This window comes from Bacillus salitolerans, assembly GCF_042680805.1.
Lineage (GTDB): Bacteria > Bacillota > Bacilli > Bacillales > SA4 > Bacillus_CJ > Bacillus_CJ salitolerans.
Genome location: NZ_JBHUEM010000007.1, coordinates 24,280 through 42,531 on the forward strand (window position 1 = coordinate 24,280; position 18,252 = coordinate 42,531).

The following is an 18,252-nucleotide window of genomic DNA, read 5'->3' on the forward strand; positions in this document are numbered from 1 at the left end:
TTGAATTTTTTGGACATTTCATTTCTCTCATCTGCAAAATGTCCGGCGTTAGACTGACTTTTATCGACATTTCCAGCCCGATTTCTTCGCCAAAATGTCTTTGTGATGGCTTGTCTCAGACATTTCACTTCCATTTCTTCACCAAAATGTCTTTGAGGTTGACTCTCTCAGATATTTTTTCTCTCCAACAAATATGTTGTATCCGTAATCGAACCTTTACAATAGGCTCGATAATAACGTTTTTTCCTGTTCTGCCTAACAATTCGTTTAATATTACATTGCGTTTATCTACTTCTGTTTCCGTTGTTTCATTGTACATCCTACAAGTCTTCTTGTGTTTTCTCGGTCCTTTACTAATTTTGGATTTGTCGAGTCATACATTTCACCGTACAACATCTTTTCCGTTACTGTTCTCATCATTGTCTCTCCCTGTTTATATACTTCTCCTTGGATTAGATGTCATTTTTTCAACACTAACTAAATCCGTTCTACTTTGACTTAAATACCAATTTGAAACCTCCATTAAATCAACATGAATTCTTTCAACTGTCTCTTCTATACTATTTAACTGCTTGATTACTTTACCACTAGGTGATACAACCATTGATGAACATCCCTGTTCTTCATGAGCAATGTTGGAAGAAATAATAAATCGTTGATTTTCTGCTGCACGACTTATTAGATGCGCATTCCAAATGGCAAGCTTTTCATGACCGATAACATTGGTTAAATAGAAAATTAATTCTGCACCATTCAACGACAATAATTTCCATTGTTCAGGAAATCTTATTTCTCTACATAGCTGAATCGCGACTTTTACCTTTTTTTCACCAAGTTCAAGATGAAAACAAGACAGCTCCTTACCTGCCTTAAAGAAATCTCTTTCATGCATCGCTAAATTTACTTTCTTATAAATCTGTTTATTTCCACTTGGAGAAATGTAAAGACCAGCATTATACCAATCCCCATCTTCAAAGATACAAGAGCCAAAAATAAGATGTAGCTGATGTTTTTTTGAAACAGCTTGAAGCTTTACGATAGCCTTTTCAACATCTCGAGCAACTTTTTGAGTAAGAAAATCAAAGCGATCGGAATAACCTGATAAACACCCTTCTGGCATAACCATAATATCGTTCTCTTTTTTTGAAGAAAAAACCAATTCTAGCATTTTCTGAAGATTTGCTTCCACACTAAGTGTTGGTTTAAACTGCGCCAATGAAATAGTTATTTCCATTTTCTATACCTCATCCCCTTTATCATTTTAAGCTAGTTATCTATACTTTCTGTCACAAATCCCCATAAGCCCTCTACTAATAGGTAACCAAGACTTTTAATGGATTTATCCTACCTTCACTCAAATCTTCAAAACATTGAATAAGGTCTTGTTTTGAAATTGTTTCTTCAAATAGCTTATGTAAAAAAGGAGTCTTCTTAGTTTGAGTAAAAAACCATTCTGCATGTTTTCTATAATCATAGCCATCACTCGATCCAACTATTTTCAGTTCTTTCTCATAAAAAGCTGGTTCTAATTGGAGCTTGTCTTTATTGCCATCTGAAAGAATACAAATCGAACCATCTTTTACAAGGGAATGTTGAAGCGTCTTAAAAGCATGATGGCTTCCTGAGCATTCTAATCCATATTCATAAAAGATTTCGGGACATTCATCTGAACGACTATATATTTTGTTAGCTCCAAATAATTTGGCTATGTCTCTCCTTGATGTATTTGGTTCTATCACATCAACGTGCTTTACTTTCATGTACTCCTTTAAGAAAAAGACAGTTAAAAGGCCCATGGTTCCCATTCCGGTTACTAATACTTTATCTGTCTCCTTCGGATTAAGTTTAAGAACCCCTTTTCCAGCGTCACAGGACAAGATGGTAAGGAGTGCATTCGAATAATGAATATCATGTGGAACTGGGATTGCTTTATCCGCTTTTATCATTCCATAATCTTTATGTCCATACGATGCGATCACTCTGTCACCTATTGCTAAAGAATTGACTTCCCCACCGATTCCAATTACTTCCCCATAATTTTCATATCCTGTTTCCTTCGGATAACGTGGCACTTCCTCTGTTATGTCTGTTTCCATATACTGTGGAAGCTCTGCTCCTATACTAATCGCACTTGCAATGGTTTTAATTAAAATTTCATCTTTTTTGAGTGGAGGTAGAATTTTCTGAATCCATTTGAGATCTTTTTTTCCGAACAATACAAGTGAATGTTGCTCCATTTCAAATCACCCCTTCTTGAATTAACTTAACACAAATGTTTCAAAAATGGTCCCATTATTCATGCCTCTCAGTAAAACTCTACTAACTCTTCCATGTTCTATTTAGTGATCATAAGGTATTAACTGTCTCATTTAAGAGGACGAGTCGATTATGCCTATCAAATAATCATAATTATTTTGAAAAAGATATAAAACTCGAATTATGAACAAACAGTATTGAAAATGACAAGAGTAAACCTTAATAAAAATTAAAATTGAATGTGATAGATACTAGCCTATGATTATTAATTCGAGTATCTTTTTGGAAACCTTTACCATGTAACGTTTATCCTCATTAACCGTCCAATTAATAAAAGAGGGAAGGTATTCCCCTCCCCGTAAAAATGGAGGAAAATTATGAACAATTTTAAAAAATCGGTTATGGTAGGAACTCTAATAGCCATACTATCCGGTTGTGGTACAGAGGATATGTATGTTCAAAATGTAAATGCACATACAGCTGTGATTGAAAATAACTCGGGTTGGGAAACCCTAGAAGTTATTAGCAACAGACCGATTATTGCAAAATTAGAACAAACCGATAAGAAATCATCTCAACGCGATAAAGAGATTGAAAAGATTAAGGAATCTAACGAATTTAAAGAGGGGTTATTTGGTGAGCCAACTCAAGAGTTAGCAGAATCTCTTTCCATACAACAAGTCGAGGGAAGTATTGTCATTCCTGAACTGATTGAAGTGTATGGAGGGCATGCTGCTTTTAATAAAGAGGGTGTCATTTTCTTTGAAAACCAATCTCAAGGTGCAGAACAATCAGGATTATGGATAGGAATAAAAGCACCTGATGAAAGATTGCATACCTTTATAGATAAAATGCAAAAGAAGGTAGATGCTGGAGAAATAAGGGCTGAGTATATTTTTATTTACTACACGCCGTATACCACTTACGAAAACGAGCAGCTTTCAAACCAAGTAGTAAGTGAAGTTCAAAAAATCGTAAAACAAAATGAGGCTCTTAAACGTGGTTCTTTCGGTATAAATGTGGATACAATAACAGGTCATATAAATATTGATCATAACTTTTTAACCGAAGATTTACAACAAAAACTAGTTCAACTCTTTAAGGATAGGAATGTGAATTTTATACAGAGTGGACCAATGATTCCAAAAGAGGGGGAGTCTGATATTATCAATCCATCCTCCACATATACAGAGCAATTAACGAAGGAAGGCTCCTATGTCTTAGAGGTTAGTAAGGATAAAATCTTAGTTATTGATGCTCAATCAATGAATTATGGTCAAACTGGTGGCGATAGTGAATATTTTTCAGCTATCTATTACCAATTTCCACATTCCTCTGATAAGCTTCGAGTCGGACAACGCGTTAAGGTTGTTCCATCCGGTCCGATCTTGGAATCATATCCAGGTCAAGGCTCTGCTTCATTTGTAGAAATTCTGCCAGAGTATAAGCCACCGGCAGCAGAATTATCAGAATCTCATGTGGTAGCAAGAGCGATTGAAAAGGCAAATGAACATTCTCATGTGGGAATTCTTGCCATTCGTCAAATAAACTACGATGAAGAACTAGATGAATGGACTATACAGTTTAAACCTAGTGATGGAGATTCCTTTGAGGTTCAAGTTGAAGATAAGTAAAAGGATTAAAAAATGTGAAAAAAATTCACATTATCAGATGTATTATGTTTATGTGTCGTACATCCCATTGTTTAACTAACAGTTCGTTAGGTCAAAAGCGTATCTGCTTGTTGTAGCACAACGGCTATTTGAAGATTTTGTTGGATATTATTTATTCAATATTCAACAAACATACTATTTGTTCGTTTTACCATGACTTCATTTGGAAATATATGGTACAATAAGATTAGAGAATCAAATAACCTAAATGGGGGGATACGATGATTTGGTTAATCTTCGTTATACCAGTAGTCATTATTTGCAGTATAGCCATCTATTTCGAAAAGAAATCCGGTGCAGTTCCACCTGATACGAATAAAGGTAATCATAACGCCGAAACAATAGCTTCCAACAATGATAAGAATAATTTTGGTGGTTTGTAATCACTAGAGACAGTTTCGTTATTTTAACGGAACTGTTTTTTCATTTATAGCGCCTCTAACAAAATAGCCTTGAATTTTTTTTAATAGCATCAATCTATAAAAATTCAAAGTGTCCTTCTTAGATCAGCGCACCCGTTTGTTTATTATCTTTAACTCTTCATTTGTTGTCCTTTTGATTTCTTCAATTTTAAACGCTATGATTTTTTGGATTTTCTCTTCCGAAGTATATCCTTGAAAATACTTCTCGATTTCCCAAGCTAACATCATTGCAGTATGGTCAATGTACATATAATGAAAATCATGACTGTAATCTTCAGTATTAAGGTTAAATTTACTGTTATTAAGAATTATTCTATACAAATTTTTTACATATTGAATCAGTTCAGAATCGTATATATCTTGCAACATAATTGTTATATCTCTTAATGGAGTGCCAATAGCTGTCCACTCCCAGTCAATAAACCAAACCTGATCCTCATGGTAAAAAATATTATCCAAATGAGGGTCTCCGTGAGTTAAGACTAATGGGCTCCTTGGATTATAATTTACTAAATCTAATTGCTTATATGAATAATGTAATGTCTCAATCCAATCTGTATCAGCCCACTGATTCCGTGAGCATAATTTATTTAATTGATCTAAGCACCATTCATACCATTCAGAGGTTATTTGGTGAATTGGTAACTCGAATGTATTTTGACTATGATTTATACTATGTATCTCTAAAAACCTCCCCAGAATTTTTTCAATTAGTATTCTTTTATCCTCTTTTGGTAGGTTTTCAAATGCATTTTTTAGAGGTGATTTAAAATCGTACATTAGTATAGCTTGGGGAGAAGTACTCCAAACTTTTACAACTTTATTAAACGCCATTATACTGTCTTTTAAATTCGTATAAATTTCTACTTCATTATTTCGATCAGTTAAAAATTCTTTATAAATATAACTGAATTTTTGATAGTCTTTATCTTGGACATCAACTCTAACTATGTTTCCCGCATGAGCTCCATCTATATTCTCCTCATTAAGGATCTTCATGCCTATCTCATATAACCTTCGGTCTAGATTTGTCATGATAACCTCCTCCATTAAAGGAATTAACCAATTCAACACATATATTTTAAAACAATACAACTTGTTGCCAACTGGAATCTTATATATATATGCGGGTAGAATTTTTTCTTCTTAAACTAACTCTTCCCTATACTTCATCAGCAAAAAGCTCTAATCTTTTAATTAGAGCCTCGTAAAAATACATATCGTAATCTATTCTATTCTAAAATTGTTTATAGCCATAATAATACGACTAATTTACTCTTAAACTAGTTGTATCTCAACTTCTGATTTAGTAGTTCCGTGACCATTTGTACAGTATCTTTTACGAACTCATCAACTTCAACAGCTGAAAGATAGATAAACTCATGTTCATCTGAAATCGTGCTACTCTGATAAAATTTAGTAATATTTCCAATCTGTTCTAATGTCTGCCCTTTTTTAAAAAAATCCAAGTACTCTGGAAAATCGGTTATGTGTTGAAAATCAGTCCAGAAAATATTATCTTTATGATTTTTAAGGTATAAAAAATCTAAACCGTACCAATCTCTCTTAACTAGTCTAGAGTATTCTGGAGTATTTAGTATTTCCTGGTACACTTTTTCCCTTTTCTTTTGCTCGAGGAGCTTAATCCATTCTTCATCAGTCACCAAGTGAATATAGTATCCTAGATAATAAGAAAACTTACGAGACGAGCTTTCATGTTCGTCACTAAGATACTCATTGTAAAAGGAATTAGCGTTAATTTTACCTTCAACCTCAAAATGCGTAATCTCTTTTGGGGGTGTGGGTATACCATTTTCTCCAATAAGTCCACAGTCTGGGCCTATATTACCAACCAAAAATTCTATTGGTGAAACAGGAATATCATTTTTTAATAATTCTTCAGCGATTCTAAAGTGTGTAACCCAAGTAGCCAAATTTCTCACTCCAATATTTGTATATTTGAATATTTACATCAAAATGACTTCGCTATGAGGTTCAAGGATTCCTTTTTTTTGGATACAAAAATATATAATTGGACATTTTTGTTCCTATTCAACTTAGAACATAAAATAAAAAATAAAGGTTTTAACTTCAACATCTGGCGCTTTATTGATATATCAACAAAAAAAAGAGATACTAATCGAAGTCCGATTTGTATCTCTAATTCGTGTGTTTTTAATTGTTTTCTACCTATGTTCCGAGTTCTTTAATCCGAGAAAAGAATATCTTTTATTAACACTTACAAATCATTAAATGATTACCGTCAGGATCCTTGAAATTAAAAAAGTGCTGATGCTGGATCTCTCCTACTAATTCAATGTTCTTATCTTTCATATACTGGTAAGACCTTTCAATATCTTCTGTATTCAAATGAAAGAGCGGCGTGGTTATGATTGCTTCTTCAGAATAAATCTTACTATCAAGCACAATACCAGTACCATTCATTGGTAGTACATATAGGTGTCCGAACAGTATTTCTCCATTTGCTTCTATTCCGAGTAAATCACAATACCAATCTCGAGCCTTTTCAATATTGCTTACAGGTATAAAGACTGTTCCGATTTGATTTAATATAGGGTTTTTCATTCCAATACCTCCATAATATATTTTCAATTCATTTTAGATTTAGCTCCAATTAACGGGTGGCTTTACTAATTGAGCACTCATCCCTAATTCTTTTGCTGCAGCAAAGATTAACTCTTTTCTAAAAAAATAGCTTTTATGACTGACAATTTTATTATTTTCTACTTCTTGAATTTGAATATCATGGATTTCCGGACCATGTTCTTGATCTGCCAACACAATAATAACAGGTCTCCCCCATAATATAAACTCCTTCGCATAATGTCCCGGTAAGCCAAAGCGGAGTGAACCCTTAAGCATTTCTCCCTTTGAATACTCTTGAAACCCTAAAAATGCCTCATTATCGGCATTCTCACTAAATAATGATAATAATCCAGTTAAATCTCCGTTATTAAAGGCTTTTAGGTATTCTTTTATTACAGGATTAGTAACATGTTTAGGTGATTTCTTGTTTTCATAGTCAAGGGTTTTTACTTTCCTTCTAGCCCTTTGCACGGCCGCATACACTCCTCCTGGTGTACTATGTACCATTCCTGCTATTTCATCAGCACTAAACTGAAACACATCAAAAAGAAGAAATGTTGCTAACTGCTTTGGTGTTAACACTGATTCCATTACTAATAAAATTTCTTCAATTATTAGACTGTCGGAAGAATCAGTAGCTTCTTCCTGGACTGAATCTAATGTCCCGACTTCCCGCTTTCGTTTTTTACATTGATCTAACCATGAATTTGTTGCGATTCGAAATAAATAATACTTTTTGTCTGTAATTTCACTCCACCTAAGGGGTAGGAGACCAAATGACTTCAGAAGTGTTTCCTGAAAAAGATCTTCACCGTCCCAAGGTGAACCAGTTAAGTACTTACAAAAGCTCCAAAGATCTTGTGAATACGTGGAAACAATGGCATCAAATTCGTTTTTCACTTTCCTCGTACTTTGTACAAGCTCATTCTCAATTATGTCATTTCTCACAATATACCTCCTTTTCTTTATCTATTAATAAAACGATTTAACTGGAAAGAATTATACTCTTTACATCTAAATTGTTTTAGAAAGGTGTTCTCTTTAATAGGTGTTATTACGTACTATATATCTACTAAATATTAACAAACTATTATTCATTTTGGAATTGTGTAACAATTCAAGAAGCCTAACCTTTTATATCATTATGTTGAAATATTTTCCACTTGCCGATTGCATCTATTAAGTATTAATTGTTATAGTGGAAAATAATTACTGAGAATAAAGGGGATTCACATGGACTATAAAATTGTATTTTTTGATGTTGATGGAACAATCACTCACCATGAGGATGGTAGCATCCCTACAACTACTAAAGAAGCGATTCAATCTTTACTACATAAGGGAATAAAAGTCGTAGCAGCTACTGGTAGGCCGCTATCAATGTGTAAAGAACTTGAAGAGTTAGGTATTGATACGTTTATTACTGCGAATGGAGCTTATGTAAAGCATCAGCAAGATGTTATTCATAAAGTTCCAATGAAGAAATCTATTATTCAAGAAGTCTTTGATTTTGCACAAAAAGAAAATGATGGATTATCCTTTTATACGGAAAGCTTTAGTATGAATGGTGTAAACAATTCTCATATTCTTAAGGCACTAATGGAAACGCTATCCATAGGGAACTATCCTCCAATTCGTTTTCGAATAGACGATGAAGAGGTGTATTTAATGTGTTTATTTGCTTCTGAGGATACCGTCCAAAAATACATGAATACATTCCCGCACCTCATCTTTTATAGATGGCACCCTTTCATTTTAAATGTTTTGCAAGAAGAGGTGTCGAAGTCTCTAGCTATCAAAAAGGTATTAAGATACTTTAACATTCAGCCTGCAGAGGCCATTGCTTTCGGGGACGGAGAGAATGATATCGATATGCTTGAATTAGTCGGTCTTGGTATCGCTATGGGAAATGGAAGCGAAAATCTTATGAAGGTTGCAGATTTCGTCACAAAAAAATCCAGTGAAGATGGCATTGATTATGCATTAAAGAAGTATGAAATTATTTAAGGAAGAGTATAGATGATGATTGTTCTTCACTAGTGGTCAAGTTCAACAATTTTTCTTTACTTAGGGAATAAAAAAATAGTCCCAATATGAGAAGTAATGAATCGGACTATTTTTTAACATATTAGAGTCTTCATATTAATAGATTGTGATGATTTAATAACTTTTCAAGAGAATGATAATCCTGTATTACTGTTTTATAAATCCAAATGTAATGATCCTGAATGAGATATTCAATCACATCAGTTGCTTTATCTCGACCTAAGAGTTGTTTGATTGCACGAATTTCTAGGAAGTTAATAATGAGATGAAGATAGGTAGAAAATTCATCCTTTGCTCCTAAAGGATATCCAACCGGAACCTGTTGGTAATTTTCCTTTAATTCATCAATTACACTTATTAATTGGTCAAAATTCTGCACTGCATACCAATGAATTTGTTCATGAACATACGTGGAAAGTAGAACTCCTTCATTTTTTACATGCCGTGTATTCATGGTTAAAACAGGATGACTATACGAAATCGAGGCTAGCTCATCAACTAGGATGTTACGTGTGAAAATCCACTTTACTATATGCTCATTTTTATTAAACATTAGTAACATTTCTTTTACTTTTAGTTCATTAGTTGAGTTGTTTTTACAATAAATTTGTAGTTGCATGTTGAGCTCCTATTCTATAATCCTATTAAACCTTCAAAACTATTAGTAGTACTTTCATTTGATGGACCTTTTTCATCTGCTCCTAGAATTCTCTTCCTTCTATTAATAGTCTTAAATTACGCTCATTTATCCCGTTTTGACAGAAATGATAGGAAATATTCGTAAGTCTTTTTGAACGATCTACAATTTGACCTAAATGGTAGCCAGTATGTTCCACTAAATGAAAGAGATTGTGAATATCTATTTTAATTGGACTGCACACCGCTTGGTTACCTAGTTCAGTATCAAGTGCATCAAATGAATGTTGGATTATTTCTGTTACCCTTTCCTTTGGAAGATTTGGAACTGGAAAATAATCCTCTATTCCACTTTTAAATCCTTCATGGTTTTTATTCGTATATAGTGCAGTCAATCTATTAATATGTTCACAAATATGAAGAACAATACTGCCAATAGGATTTAAAGATTCCATTTCTTTCTCCCATAAATCTTCATTTTTTATGGATTGAACAGATTGTAGTAATTTAGGAAGATAGTGATTGTACATCCTTCCCCTTGAAATATTTATAAATAATTTTAACGTTTCATTCTCCATATACTCACTCCTATGGACTATCATTACGCAGATTTTCATACATCATCAAATGAAATAAGGTAAGTAATAGATGATACTACTGGCAATACCTACTAATGAAAAAATGATCGTTCCAATTGAAAATGGGTTTAGATTGAAACTGAAGGTTTTTACTTCATTAGGTTCCATTTTTACACCCAAATATTTGTTTTGAATATTGACTCTATTTGTTTCACGATTGGAATACAATGTAAATACCCAAATAAATCCAAAAAACAAGAAGGAACACATAAACAATGCGTCAATGAAAGACCAATTAATTAGTATACTTATTAGCTGTACAATTCCAATTTCCACAGTTAGAGTTATAAAAATGATAATGACAGTTCGTAAGATTGAATTTAATTTATTTAAGGATCCTTCCACTTTTTCGAGACTTTTGCCTATAACATATGAAATTATAATAATTCCAAAAATAGATAAATAAACAATTAGAGCTTTTATAATATTCAATTCCTATCACTCCACTTCTATTGTTATCTATTTAATTACGTATAGCGATGTAATAAGTTCCACCTATAGCAAATATTACATATAGCGTTATTTATTCAACTGATTAGTGGGGAGTTGGTTTTTTTTTGTAAAACTATTAAAACCTAGGTTGTATAGATCTACCAATAAAATTAGCTGTTATAGGCTTCAAGTTTAATTCTCTTGCCCAGACGGAGAGTTGTCCGATATGATGTATTTCGTGAGCAATAATATGGTGTAATATTTCATCTTTTGTATAATTTTCTTGGTCCCATGAAACACGGATAGGCTTATTATCTTTGTTAGGTATAATTACTCGTAAGTAATCTAAAATTTCATTTCTACATGTTTCTGAGAGTGCTCTAACCATTTCAAGAGAATTATATTCAGAATATAGAAATTCAATATCTTCTTTTCCTATGATCCCTCGAAGCCAACTATATTCCACATCCACAATATGAAAGAGAGTATATAAAATACTTCCTGGACCTCCAACCCGCGCTTTCAATAATTCTTCTAACGGAAGTTGATTGCACCAATGAAACCATTCATCACGAACTTGCCAGTTATATTCAAACAATTTCTTCACAGAAAACACTCCCAAAAGAAACATTTTTTACCATACTAGTATCCATGTCTTATAAACATTTTTAAAGACCTAACTTTCTTACCTTTAAAAAAGGAACCCATTAACTTGGAAGTTCAAATCTTATTGCATCATACAATAAATGTTTGTTATTTAAGGTACTACAGGAACCCACAATTCATGTCTTGGTTTGTGTTTTGGAGGATAGTAACACTCGATACATGGAATATCAGCAAGCTCATATCCTGATGTAGGGACCCATTCAGAATACAAGCGCCGCCATGCTTCTACAATGTTTGGAAATACAGCCCATGTCCTATGAGTAATAGTAATCGTCTCCATATCACTTGGGATGTCTCTATCATACCGAGCACCCATAAAATAGATAAACTCCTCATCCATAATGGCTGCTTCTTTTCCACAAACTCCGAGTAGACTTTCGAGAATGCATTTTGGCTCTTCCCATGCCAAATCTATTAGCCTTTGTGTAAATCCATCCTTTTTAGCACGGTTCCAAAGGGTAGGAATGTTACTAAATGCTTTACTCGTTTTTACTACTTGACCTTTACCAACAATTCTTAAATCAAAATCTAAATTCTCAATTCGGTATTCCATTTCAGCATCTCCTTTAATCGAAATCTGAAAAGAGATTCTTGGATAGGCTTTTAGGTTCACACCAGTATGCCGTGCCTCAGAGGGTTTAATACCAAGCGTTTTTTGAAAAGCGCGAGAAAAAGAATCCGCCGATTCATAACCATGGCGATATCAATAATCCGACTCTCACTTTTCTGTATCTCAAATGCAGCAAGCGTTAAACGTCTCCGTCTTATATATTCTGAAAGGGATATACTAGAAATTGATGAAAACATCCGAGAAAAATGATATTCAGAACAACAAGCAATTTGTGCCATCTTACGATAATTAATCTCTGACTCTATATGATTCTCTATATAGTCTAACGCAAGATTCATTCTTTTTAGCCAATCCATTTTCCCTCTCCTTTCTTTTTTAAATGTATAGGAAATAGGAGTTTCATTGTCCGACATTTGATGCACAAAAGTGTCGGGTAGGATGTCATGCCTCTTTTTTTACTAGCTTCAAAATATAAAAGTTACCACAAGTAAGTATAGGAATAAAGAACACTAAAGTAAGAATACCTAAACTCCCAAACACTCCTTCCGCTTGTTTATGAAATGTTTGGACATCTACTTTATAAAGAATGATGGTCATTAATGATAAAAGAAGGGTATTTACAAAAAATGCAATAATCATACATAACCATTTATTCTTTTGTCTTTCAAAAACTAATAAGCAAAGAAACGTTGATAGAATGAAAGAAAAAACGATAATGCATACAAGAACTATATTCAAAATATCCATCCTCTCTTTATGAATGAAAGAAATATATAATTAGACAGAACAAAAAATACGATCAAATCACCATGAAATCTATCTGCGAACAAAAAGAATTTACTCTTCCTATCTATTATGACTAATAATAGCTTCTATGGATTGTCGATTATGTTCGTTTCTCCATTCCCCATGATAGTAGTATGTAAAATGATAATAACCCCTCCATTTTTTCAAGTTAAAAAATATAGATTCCAATTTTCTTAACACAATTTCAGATTTTACCTTTTATACCAAAAATTATGATACTATTTTTGATATTATCATACTATTTATCCATGTCTAGTTTGACTACATTACTTTTTTCGACACTAGGCTTCTTTACTATGTGCCTTTATCATGCTCATACATTTACATTCAACTATGTACTTTGACAGCTATATTCAAGCCAAATAAAAAAAATCGAACGAAAAACTAAAAACTTACCAATATAGAATGTAAAACGAAAAAGGAGGATTGATTATGAAAGATGAAATCGATATAAATCATATTGACCGTGTTCTTGACGGGGATATACAAGCATTTGAAGAATTGTACGAAAATACAATACAAGATGTCTATAAAACGATTCACTTTTTAGTGGACGAAAAAAATGATGTAGATGATATTGTTCAAGAAACCTACATTCAGGTTTATAACAATTTAACAAAATTTGATAGAACTAAAACTTTCAAACCTTGGGTAACAGGTATTGCAATCAAACAACTACATACATATCGAAGGAAAAAATGGATGATGTTAAAAGTTATTCATAAAGCGGTTCAGCACCAAGCACGTTATGAGTTTGATACAGCTAGTGAAATAATTGAAAAAATTAATAATGAAAAATTACTAGAGTTAATCAATCAATTACCCTACAAACTTAAGCAGATAGTTATACTTCACTATTTAAATGAACTTTCTCAAGAAGAGGTTGCTCAAGTTTTATGTATCCCTCTTGGTACAGTGAAATCACGTATAGGCGCTTCACTTAAGAAGTTACGTCAAAAAGGTTATGACCATAAAATTCTTTTTAAAGGAGGAATGTTCAATGAACTTTGAAAATCAGTTAAGACGATCTCTTCAACAAAAAGGAACAGAAGTTACACCTCCACTTGAACTAAAGCAAAAAATAATGAATAAAATCGAAACAAAGAACAGATCAAGTTTGCCAAATAAAAGATTATTAATTGTCCTAATAACCGCAATCTTAATTATTCCAACAAGTGCATTCGCGTACAATGCTTATTTGGCTGATGAATTTTATGGAACCTTTGAAAATCTAAAAAAGCACATAAGCTCTGTAACAAAGGAAAGTTATATGCTATTACATGCTAAATTATTGCAGGCAAAAGGTGATTTAGAAAAGGAAGAATACGAGGAACTAAAAGATGGTCTTAAGGTCATTACAAGTTCAAAAATTATATATGGTGACCAATATGGGAATATAGACTATGATTTAGTACCACAAGATAAACTCTTGGAAATAAGAAATGCCATGATAGAAATTCAGCCCTACATAAATAAATTAAATGATCACAGGTCAAGTAAGGATGTATTATCAGCAGAAGAATATGACATCTATATTGATGCACTAATGACCTATGAGAAAATTTTAGTGCAAAGCAGGATTAATCCAAGCGAAGGGTTTGAAATCGATCAAATAGATCCTGTCTTGCTAAAAGATTTCTTACTTGCAGAAGGAATTATTGAAAATGTTCATAATAAGATTAAGCAGCAGTCAAATGAGGATCAACTCCCTAAACCATCATTTACAATCGATGGGAATATTGCGGAATTCGAATACGGATTACCCTCTCTTTCAGATCATACATCGGAATCTGCTGTAATGAAAGAAATTGATCTATATATGGCCTTTTCAGAATTATTGAAACCTGTTCATGTAACAACTCTTTCAAAAATAGATGTCACCTTTGATCAACAACCCGATAAGCTAGAATATCAACTTTTGAAAAATGATGGAGAAATTTATCGTTCAGGACCAGTGGAAGAATTACAACTTCCAACTGAGAGTGGAGATTATACAATTGTTCTATTAGGAGAATGGAATCATAATCTGATTCCTTATGTGTTTGTGGCAAAAGTGAACTAAAGCATATGAATTAACTTGGTAAGCTCATTAATGTTTCTCTAGTAGGAGTTAATGAGCTTGCCATTTTATCAAAATAGTAACCTCTGATTGCTTTTTTTTGAAGCCATACTCTTTTATTCCTTCCTCTTTTCCTTCAACCAAGACCTTAATAGGTTAGCGTAATATCCACGATCTTCCGGTGCACTTAAAAAACCATGTGTATGGTATAAATTATCTTCAACATAACGTGGATATACGTGGAGATGATAATGCCATACATCTTGACTTCCTCCAGGCTCATTATGTTGACGTGTTGAAATTCCATCACAGTTGTAGCATTCCTTTAAAGCATAGGCTATTTTTCGGGACAAATCATGGATTCTAGTAGCATACTCAATTGGTAAATCAAATATATTTTCAAAGTGTCTGTTTGGGATAATGATGACATGAGCTTTATTGTTTGGCCACCATAAGGTTGCAATTAATGCGGTCACATATTCATCTTTATAAATAATATCATTTTGTTTGGATTGAACTAGCTTATTTTCATCATCTTCAACCCCATCAATAACAAGACAAAAAGGACAAATATAATCAGTTGGCATATGTTTATATTGAGTCAAATGACAATCTCCTTTCTATTAAATAATATTCCTTATTATATTAAACTAGTTTATGTACGTTACGATTACTTATTAAAGAAAGCAATACTAACTTATTCCTTTATCATAGTTGACAATATTGGATACGTATAATCGTCAAACTTCTCCCTATCAGACAAACATATCCAGGCTATATCAACAATATCTTCATTTCCGGGAACTTCTTTGTCCAAGCATAAGCTACCATTGATCACATCAGCCCGGTACGTATATTTGTGTTCACCATGGTATAGCAGCTCTAGTAATTTAATATCGTAGCCTGTTTCTTCTTTCACTTCTCTTATACATGCCTGTTCAGGAGTTTCATTTTCCTCTATACCTCCGCCTGGGAAATTCCACACAATATCTCCCCTTTTAACATACTGTTTTACCATAAGGATGCTATTATTTTTGATTATTATTGCCTGAGAAATCATAAAACACCCCTTACTCTGTTCTTCCTGTTTCAGATATTCATACAATTATTACTTCTATTACATATCGAAGTCTTTACTGAATTATACATTATGTAAAACACTTTGTAGTAAATAATAATTTAACGCTCTTCATTTATAAGTTCTATTGCTTTTTCTAATACTTCGTCTCTCTTTTCTTTTACTCCTTCTATTGTAGGGCGAACAGTCATATTTGGCACAATTCCTACTCTTTGTGTTTCTGTTCCATCAGGATAATATATCCCAGTCCCTGAGATAGTAGTTTCGATTCCACCAGGAAGAGTTATTGTCGAAATGTTCCCATCTGCAGCGGCGGTTGTGCTACCTATCACAGTTGCTCTAGGTGCTTTTTGAAATGCCATTGCTGTAAATTCAGCCTGACTCTGTGTATATTCATTCACAAGGATAACAACTTTCCCTTTATAGTAGCTCTCCGTATAATTTCCAACTGATAATTCCACACTTTCTTTAAACAAACCAGGTGTTTGGATGCTGCCATTTGTAATTTTAGAAAATTTTGTAGGCTCTGGCATAAAATATTCTCCCAGTTTATAAAGGATAAACTCAGCAGGATAACTCCGCAAATCAATAATCACACCTTTTGTATGTTCCAGTTTTGATTTAATTTCTGGTAAATATTCACTTTTTAAGCTTCCTGTATAAATATAACCGATGTCATCACTTAACAGCTCAAAGTAATTCTTATCCTTCTGGAAAGGATTATAATTATTTAAGTGCAAGTTTATAGGATCATAAGCTTTGGCTGTAATGCTTTTAGCTTCACCATCCCTGATAATCTCAATTTCCAAAGTAGAACCGTTCGTTCGTAATAAATTTTTAGCTAATTCCCTTAATTTTGTTGGATAATTTGAAGCTGAAATATACTTTAGTTTTTCTTTTATTAATTCTTCCAAAGACTTATGATCAACTTTCGTAATCACATCCCCTATTTGTAAACCAGACCCTGCTCCTAGCTTTTCGTCATAATAATCGGTTATAACTAGATTGTTTTCTATGAACTCAACAATTACAGGAGCGAAGTTTATTCCCATAAACTCATACAATGCAGGCTCATTTGACGCAATTTGTGCATGAGTATCATTAATACGAGCGATAAGCTCCAATACAGCCACTTTATACTCTTTTTCATCAGATGCTTCAATGAATTTTGGGATAAATTCTTTTAAAACGTGATCCCAATCTTCCCCAATTAAGTATTTATAAGGAAAATAATATTCGATAATGTTCCAGTAGCGATATAATGAAAGTAATCTATATTCTGCACTAGGATAATCCATGGTCGAGTAGGAATCTTCATTATTAAAAATCGGATTTCCAATAGTACGATGCAAGGATACATAACGGTGGGTACTTGTCCTCCTACCATTTTTCACTCCTTTAAGCTTGGCAATTAAATGATTATCTAAATTCAAATTGTCAATCCATCCTAAATCAGGAACTACTTTACTATTAATCAATATATTATTCTCGTTATCTAATAGTTGAAACTCGCCTAGCTCGATAATCCACTCTTCCAGACTTTTGTCACGTTCATGTGAGTTTTTAGCCTGAAGTATCTCAGGTAAGATCTTCATTAACTCTTTATCAAAGTTATATTGTCCAGCTGCAATATTTGGATGATAATACTTTAAGAATCCCCAAATTTTTCCTAACACAAATAAATTGTCAATATCTTCATTATGTAAATGATCTACTGTTAATTCTGCGGTTATATTATTGAAATCTTCATTACTGACTTCTTTCTTATAATTTGTAATATCATTACTGTAACATCCAGAAATAAATAAGCATAACAACAAAAACAGAAGAAAACTTTTTCTCAATTCATTCAAGCCCCCTATTAAGGATATACCTTAATTTTTGCACTCGAATGAATTTACGAATATTCAGATAAAAAAGTTTCAACATTTCAAAAAAATCACTCTAAAAGAACGTAATGTCCATTTTCTACTTGAAAAAGTCGTGCAATTTTGACGACTGAAATGTCTCTGAGCGGGGTTCTCTTAGACATTTTAAGGCGCTTTAACGTGTGAAGCTCTATGGTTCCAATAATAATGACAGTTGTAGTAAATACGGTCATTGCGCAGTATAATATAATCACATAGATTGTCATATGAACCAGAACCTTATTACTCTTAAAATCATTCCAACCATCCTGTAGCTCTCTGAAAATGGATCGCTTTATTGTTTTTTGCTCATTCTCATTGTAGGATTGCTGAACCATAAGGACATAGACCAACGTATACAGGACAATTGTGAAAAGCAAACCTTCTGTTTTATTCAAAAAAATTAGAACAAGTGATAAAAAGACTGGACCCATGATACTGACAAAGGTTCAAC

General features: G+C 33.0%; 20 protein-coding genes and 2 pseudogenes. 5 read left to right on the forward strand and 17 right to left on the reverse strand.

The window, feature by feature from the left end:
• Positions 1 to 124 precede the first annotated feature (124 nt).
• The 3 genes and pseudogenes from ACFSCX_RS07075 to ACFSCX_RS07085 all read right to left on the reverse strand — a co-directional run bounded on the left by ACFSCX_RS07075 (position 125) and on the right by ACFSCX_RS07085 (position 2,237).
• Positions 125 to 420, reverse strand: a pseudogene (locus tag ACFSCX_RS07075) (maltose acetyltransferase domain-containing protein).
• Between the two features lie 13 nt (positions 421 to 433).
• Positions 434 to 1,234 carry a carbon-nitrogen hydrolase family protein gene (locus tag ACFSCX_RS07080; RefSeq protein WP_377927474.1) on the reverse strand — a complete coding sequence of 267 codons (801 nt, stop codon included), beginning with the start codon at positions 1,232 to 1,234 and terminating at the stop codon, positions 434 to 436.
• A gap of 76 nt (positions 1,235 to 1,310) precedes the next feature.
• Positions 1,311 to 2,237, reverse strand: coding sequence for a zinc-dependent alcohol dehydrogenase (locus ACFSCX_RS07085; RefSeq protein WP_377927475.1), 927 nt, complete (start codon positions 2,235 to 2,237; stop codon positions 1,311 to 1,313).
• Between the two features lie 396 nt (positions 2,238 to 2,633).
• Between ACFSCX_RS07085 and ACFSCX_RS07090 the strand changes: the two genes are divergently transcribed.
• Together ACFSCX_RS07090 and ACFSCX_RS07095 are read left to right on the forward strand one after the other, a co-directional pair.
• Entirely contained in the window at positions 2,634 to 3,890 is a 1,257-nt protein-coding gene (locus ACFSCX_RS07090) for a DUF3221 domain-containing protein (RefSeq protein ID WP_377927476.1), read from the forward strand.
• 260 nt (positions 3,891 to 4,150) lie between these two features.
• The gene (locus tag ACFSCX_RS07095) at positions 4,151 to 4,312 is read left to right on the forward strand and encodes a hypothetical protein (RefSeq protein ID WP_377927477.1); all 162 of its coding nucleotides are present in this window, start codon (positions 4,151 to 4,153) and stop codon (positions 4,310 to 4,312) included.
• Positions 4,313 to 4,435: 123 nt separating this feature from the next.
• Here the strand turns inward: ACFSCX_RS07095 and ACFSCX_RS07100 are convergent, their stop codons facing one another.
• The 4 genes from ACFSCX_RS07100 to ACFSCX_RS07115 form a co-directional block, all read right to left on the reverse strand.
• Positions 4,436 to 5,386: a phosphotransferase family protein gene (locus ACFSCX_RS07100; RefSeq protein ID WP_377927478.1), complete on the reverse strand. Its 951-nt coding sequence runs from the start codon at positions 5,384 to 5,386 to the stop codon at positions 4,436 to 4,438.
• A gap of 248 nt (positions 5,387 to 5,634) precedes the next feature.
• The gene (locus ACFSCX_RS07105; protein WP_377927479.1) at positions 5,635 to 6,285 is read right to left on the reverse strand and encodes a zinc dependent phospholipase C family protein; all 651 of its coding nucleotides are present in this window, start codon (positions 6,283 to 6,285) and stop codon (positions 5,635 to 5,637) included.
• Between the two features lie 298 nt (positions 6,286 to 6,583).
• Complete coding sequence (locus ACFSCX_RS07110) at positions 6,584 to 6,937, reverse strand: VOC family protein (protein WP_377927480.1); 354 nt, start codon at positions 6,935 to 6,937, stop codon at positions 6,584 to 6,586.
• A gap of 39 nt (positions 6,938 to 6,976) precedes the next feature.
• Complete coding sequence (locus ACFSCX_RS07115) at positions 6,977 to 7,906, reverse strand: RNA polymerase sigma factor (protein ID WP_377927481.1); 930 nt, start codon at positions 7,904 to 7,906, stop codon at positions 6,977 to 6,979.
• Positions 7,907 to 8,191: 285 nt separating this feature from the next.
• Here ACFSCX_RS07115 and ACFSCX_RS07120 point away from each other — a divergent pair, with 285 nt between their 5' ends.
• Positions 8,192 to 8,965 (forward strand): Cof-type HAD-IIB family hydrolase, encoded by a 774-nt coding sequence (locus ACFSCX_RS07120; RefSeq protein WP_377927482.1) that lies wholly within the window; start codon positions 8,192 to 8,194, stop codon positions 8,963 to 8,965.
• Between the two features lie 130 nt (positions 8,966 to 9,095).
• On the opposite strand, the gene ACFSCX_RS07125 is transcribed toward ACFSCX_RS07120, so the two are convergent.
• The 6 genes and pseudogenes from ACFSCX_RS07125 to ACFSCX_RS07150 all read right to left on the reverse strand — a co-directional run bounded on the left by ACFSCX_RS07125 (position 9,096) and on the right by ACFSCX_RS07150 (position 12,685).
• On the reverse strand, positions 9,096 to 9,623 hold the full coding sequence (locus ACFSCX_RS07125; protein ID WP_377927484.1) for a hypothetical protein: 528 nt from the start codon (positions 9,621 to 9,623) through the stop codon (positions 9,096 to 9,098).
• Between the two features lie 82 nt (positions 9,624 to 9,705).
• Positions 9,706 to 10,218: a hypothetical protein gene (locus tag ACFSCX_RS07130; RefSeq protein WP_377927485.1), complete on the reverse strand. Its 513-nt coding sequence runs from the start codon at positions 10,216 to 10,218 to the stop codon at positions 9,706 to 9,708.
• 45 nt (positions 10,219 to 10,263) lie between these two features.
• Positions 10,264 to 10,710 carry a hypothetical protein gene (locus tag ACFSCX_RS07135; protein WP_377927486.1) on the reverse strand — a complete coding sequence of 149 codons (447 nt, stop codon included), beginning with the start codon at positions 10,708 to 10,710 and terminating at the stop codon, positions 10,264 to 10,266.
• A 136-nt stretch (positions 10,711 to 10,846) separates the two neighbouring features.
• Positions 10,847 to 11,317 (reverse strand): DinB family protein, encoded by a 471-nt coding sequence (locus ACFSCX_RS07140; RefSeq protein ID WP_377927487.1) that lies wholly within the window; start codon positions 11,315 to 11,317, stop codon positions 10,847 to 10,849.
• 150 nt (positions 11,318 to 11,467) lie between these two features.
• Positions 11,468 to 12,303, reverse strand: a pseudogene (locus ACFSCX_RS07145) (AraC family transcriptional regulator).
• Positions 12,304 to 12,388: 85 nt separating this feature from the next.
• Positions 12,389 to 12,685: a hypothetical protein gene (locus tag ACFSCX_RS07150; protein ID WP_377927488.1), complete on the reverse strand. Its 297-nt coding sequence runs from the start codon at positions 12,683 to 12,685 to the stop codon at positions 12,389 to 12,391.
• Positions 12,686 to 13,186: 501 nt separating this feature from the next.
• Between ACFSCX_RS07150 and ACFSCX_RS07155 the strand changes: the two genes are divergently transcribed.
• Both ACFSCX_RS07155 and ACFSCX_RS07160 read left to right on the forward strand, forming a co-directional pair.
• The gene (locus tag ACFSCX_RS07155; RefSeq protein ID WP_377927489.1) at positions 13,187 to 13,765 is read left to right on the forward strand and encodes a sigma-70 family RNA polymerase sigma factor; all 579 of its coding nucleotides are present in this window, start codon (positions 13,187 to 13,189) and stop codon (positions 13,763 to 13,765) included.
• Entirely contained in the window at positions 13,755 to 14,816 is a 1,062-nt protein-coding gene (locus ACFSCX_RS07160; RefSeq protein ID WP_377927490.1) for a DUF3600 domain-containing protein, read from the forward strand. The genes ACFSCX_RS07155 and ACFSCX_RS07160 overlap by 11 nt, the downstream gene beginning before the upstream one ends.
• Before the next feature lie 113 nt (positions 14,817 to 14,929).
• Here ACFSCX_RS07160 and ACFSCX_RS07165 read toward each other — a convergent pair whose 3' ends face one another.
• From ACFSCX_RS07165 to ACFSCX_RS07180, 4 genes are all read right to left on the reverse strand, one after another.
• The gene (locus ACFSCX_RS07165; protein WP_377927491.1) at positions 14,930 to 15,418 is read right to left on the reverse strand and encodes an HIT family protein; all 489 of its coding nucleotides are present in this window, start codon (positions 15,416 to 15,418) and stop codon (positions 14,930 to 14,932) included.
• A 92-nt stretch (positions 15,419 to 15,510) separates the two neighbouring features.
• Positions 15,511 to 15,873, reverse strand: a complete 363-nt coding sequence (locus ACFSCX_RS07170) for an NUDIX hydrolase (RefSeq protein ID WP_377927492.1) — start codon at positions 15,871 to 15,873, stop codon at positions 15,511 to 15,513.
• Positions 15,874 to 15,992: 119 nt separating this feature from the next.
• A complete protein-coding gene (locus ACFSCX_RS07175; protein ID WP_377927493.1) occupies positions 15,993 to 17,735 on the reverse strand; it encodes a S41 family peptidase in 1,743 nt (580 codons plus the stop codon).
• Positions 17,736 to 17,830: 95 nt separating this feature from the next.
• On the reverse strand, positions 17,831 to 18,178 hold the full coding sequence (locus ACFSCX_RS07180) for a hypothetical protein (protein WP_377927494.1): 348 nt from the start codon (positions 18,176 to 18,178) through the stop codon (positions 17,831 to 17,833).
• Positions 18,179 to 18,252: the final 74 nt, after the last annotated feature.

Coding starts and splice junctions, on each gene's coding strand:
- ACFSCX_RS07080 (WP_377927474.1), bottom strand. CDS start 1,234: ATGGAAATAACTATTTCATTGGCGCAGTTTAAACCAACACTTAGTGTG.
- ACFSCX_RS07085 (WP_377927475.1), bottom strand. CDS start 2,237: ATGGAGCAACATTCACTTGTATTGTTCGGAAAAAAAGATCTCAAATGG.
- ACFSCX_RS07090 (WP_377927476.1), top strand. CDS start 2,634: ATGAACAATTTTAAAAAATCGGTTATGGTAGGAACTCTAATAGCCATA.
- ACFSCX_RS07095 (WP_377927477.1), top strand. CDS start 4,151: ATGATTTGGTTAATCTTCGTTATACCAGTAGTCATTATTTGCAGTATA.
- ACFSCX_RS07100 (WP_377927478.1), bottom strand. CDS start 5,386: ATGACAAATCTAGACCGAAGGTTATATGAGATAGGCATGAAGATCCTT.
- ACFSCX_RS07110 (WP_377927480.1), bottom strand. CDS start 6,937: ATGAAAAACCCTATATTAAATCAAATCGGAACAGTCTTTATACCTGTA.
- ACFSCX_RS07120 (WP_377927482.1), top strand. CDS start 8,192: ATGGACTATAAAATTGTATTTTTTGATGTTGATGGAACAATCACTCAC.
- ACFSCX_RS07125 (WP_377927484.1), bottom strand. CDS start 9,623: ATGCAACTACAAATTTATTGTAAAAACAACTCAACTAATGAACTAAAA.
- ACFSCX_RS07130 (WP_377927485.1), bottom strand. CDS start 10,218: ATGGAGAATGAAACGTTAAAATTATTTATAAATATTTCAAGGGGAAGG.
- ACFSCX_RS07155 (WP_377927489.1), top strand. CDS start 13,187: ATGAAAGATGAAATCGATATAAATCATATTGACCGTGTTCTTGACGGG.
- ACFSCX_RS07160 (WP_377927490.1), top strand. CDS start 13,755: ATGAACTTTGAAAATCAGTTAAGACGATCTCTTCAACAAAAAGGAACA.
- ACFSCX_RS07170 (WP_377927492.1), bottom strand. CDS start 15,873: ATGATTTCTCAGGCAATAATAATCAAAAATAATAGCATCCTTATGGTA.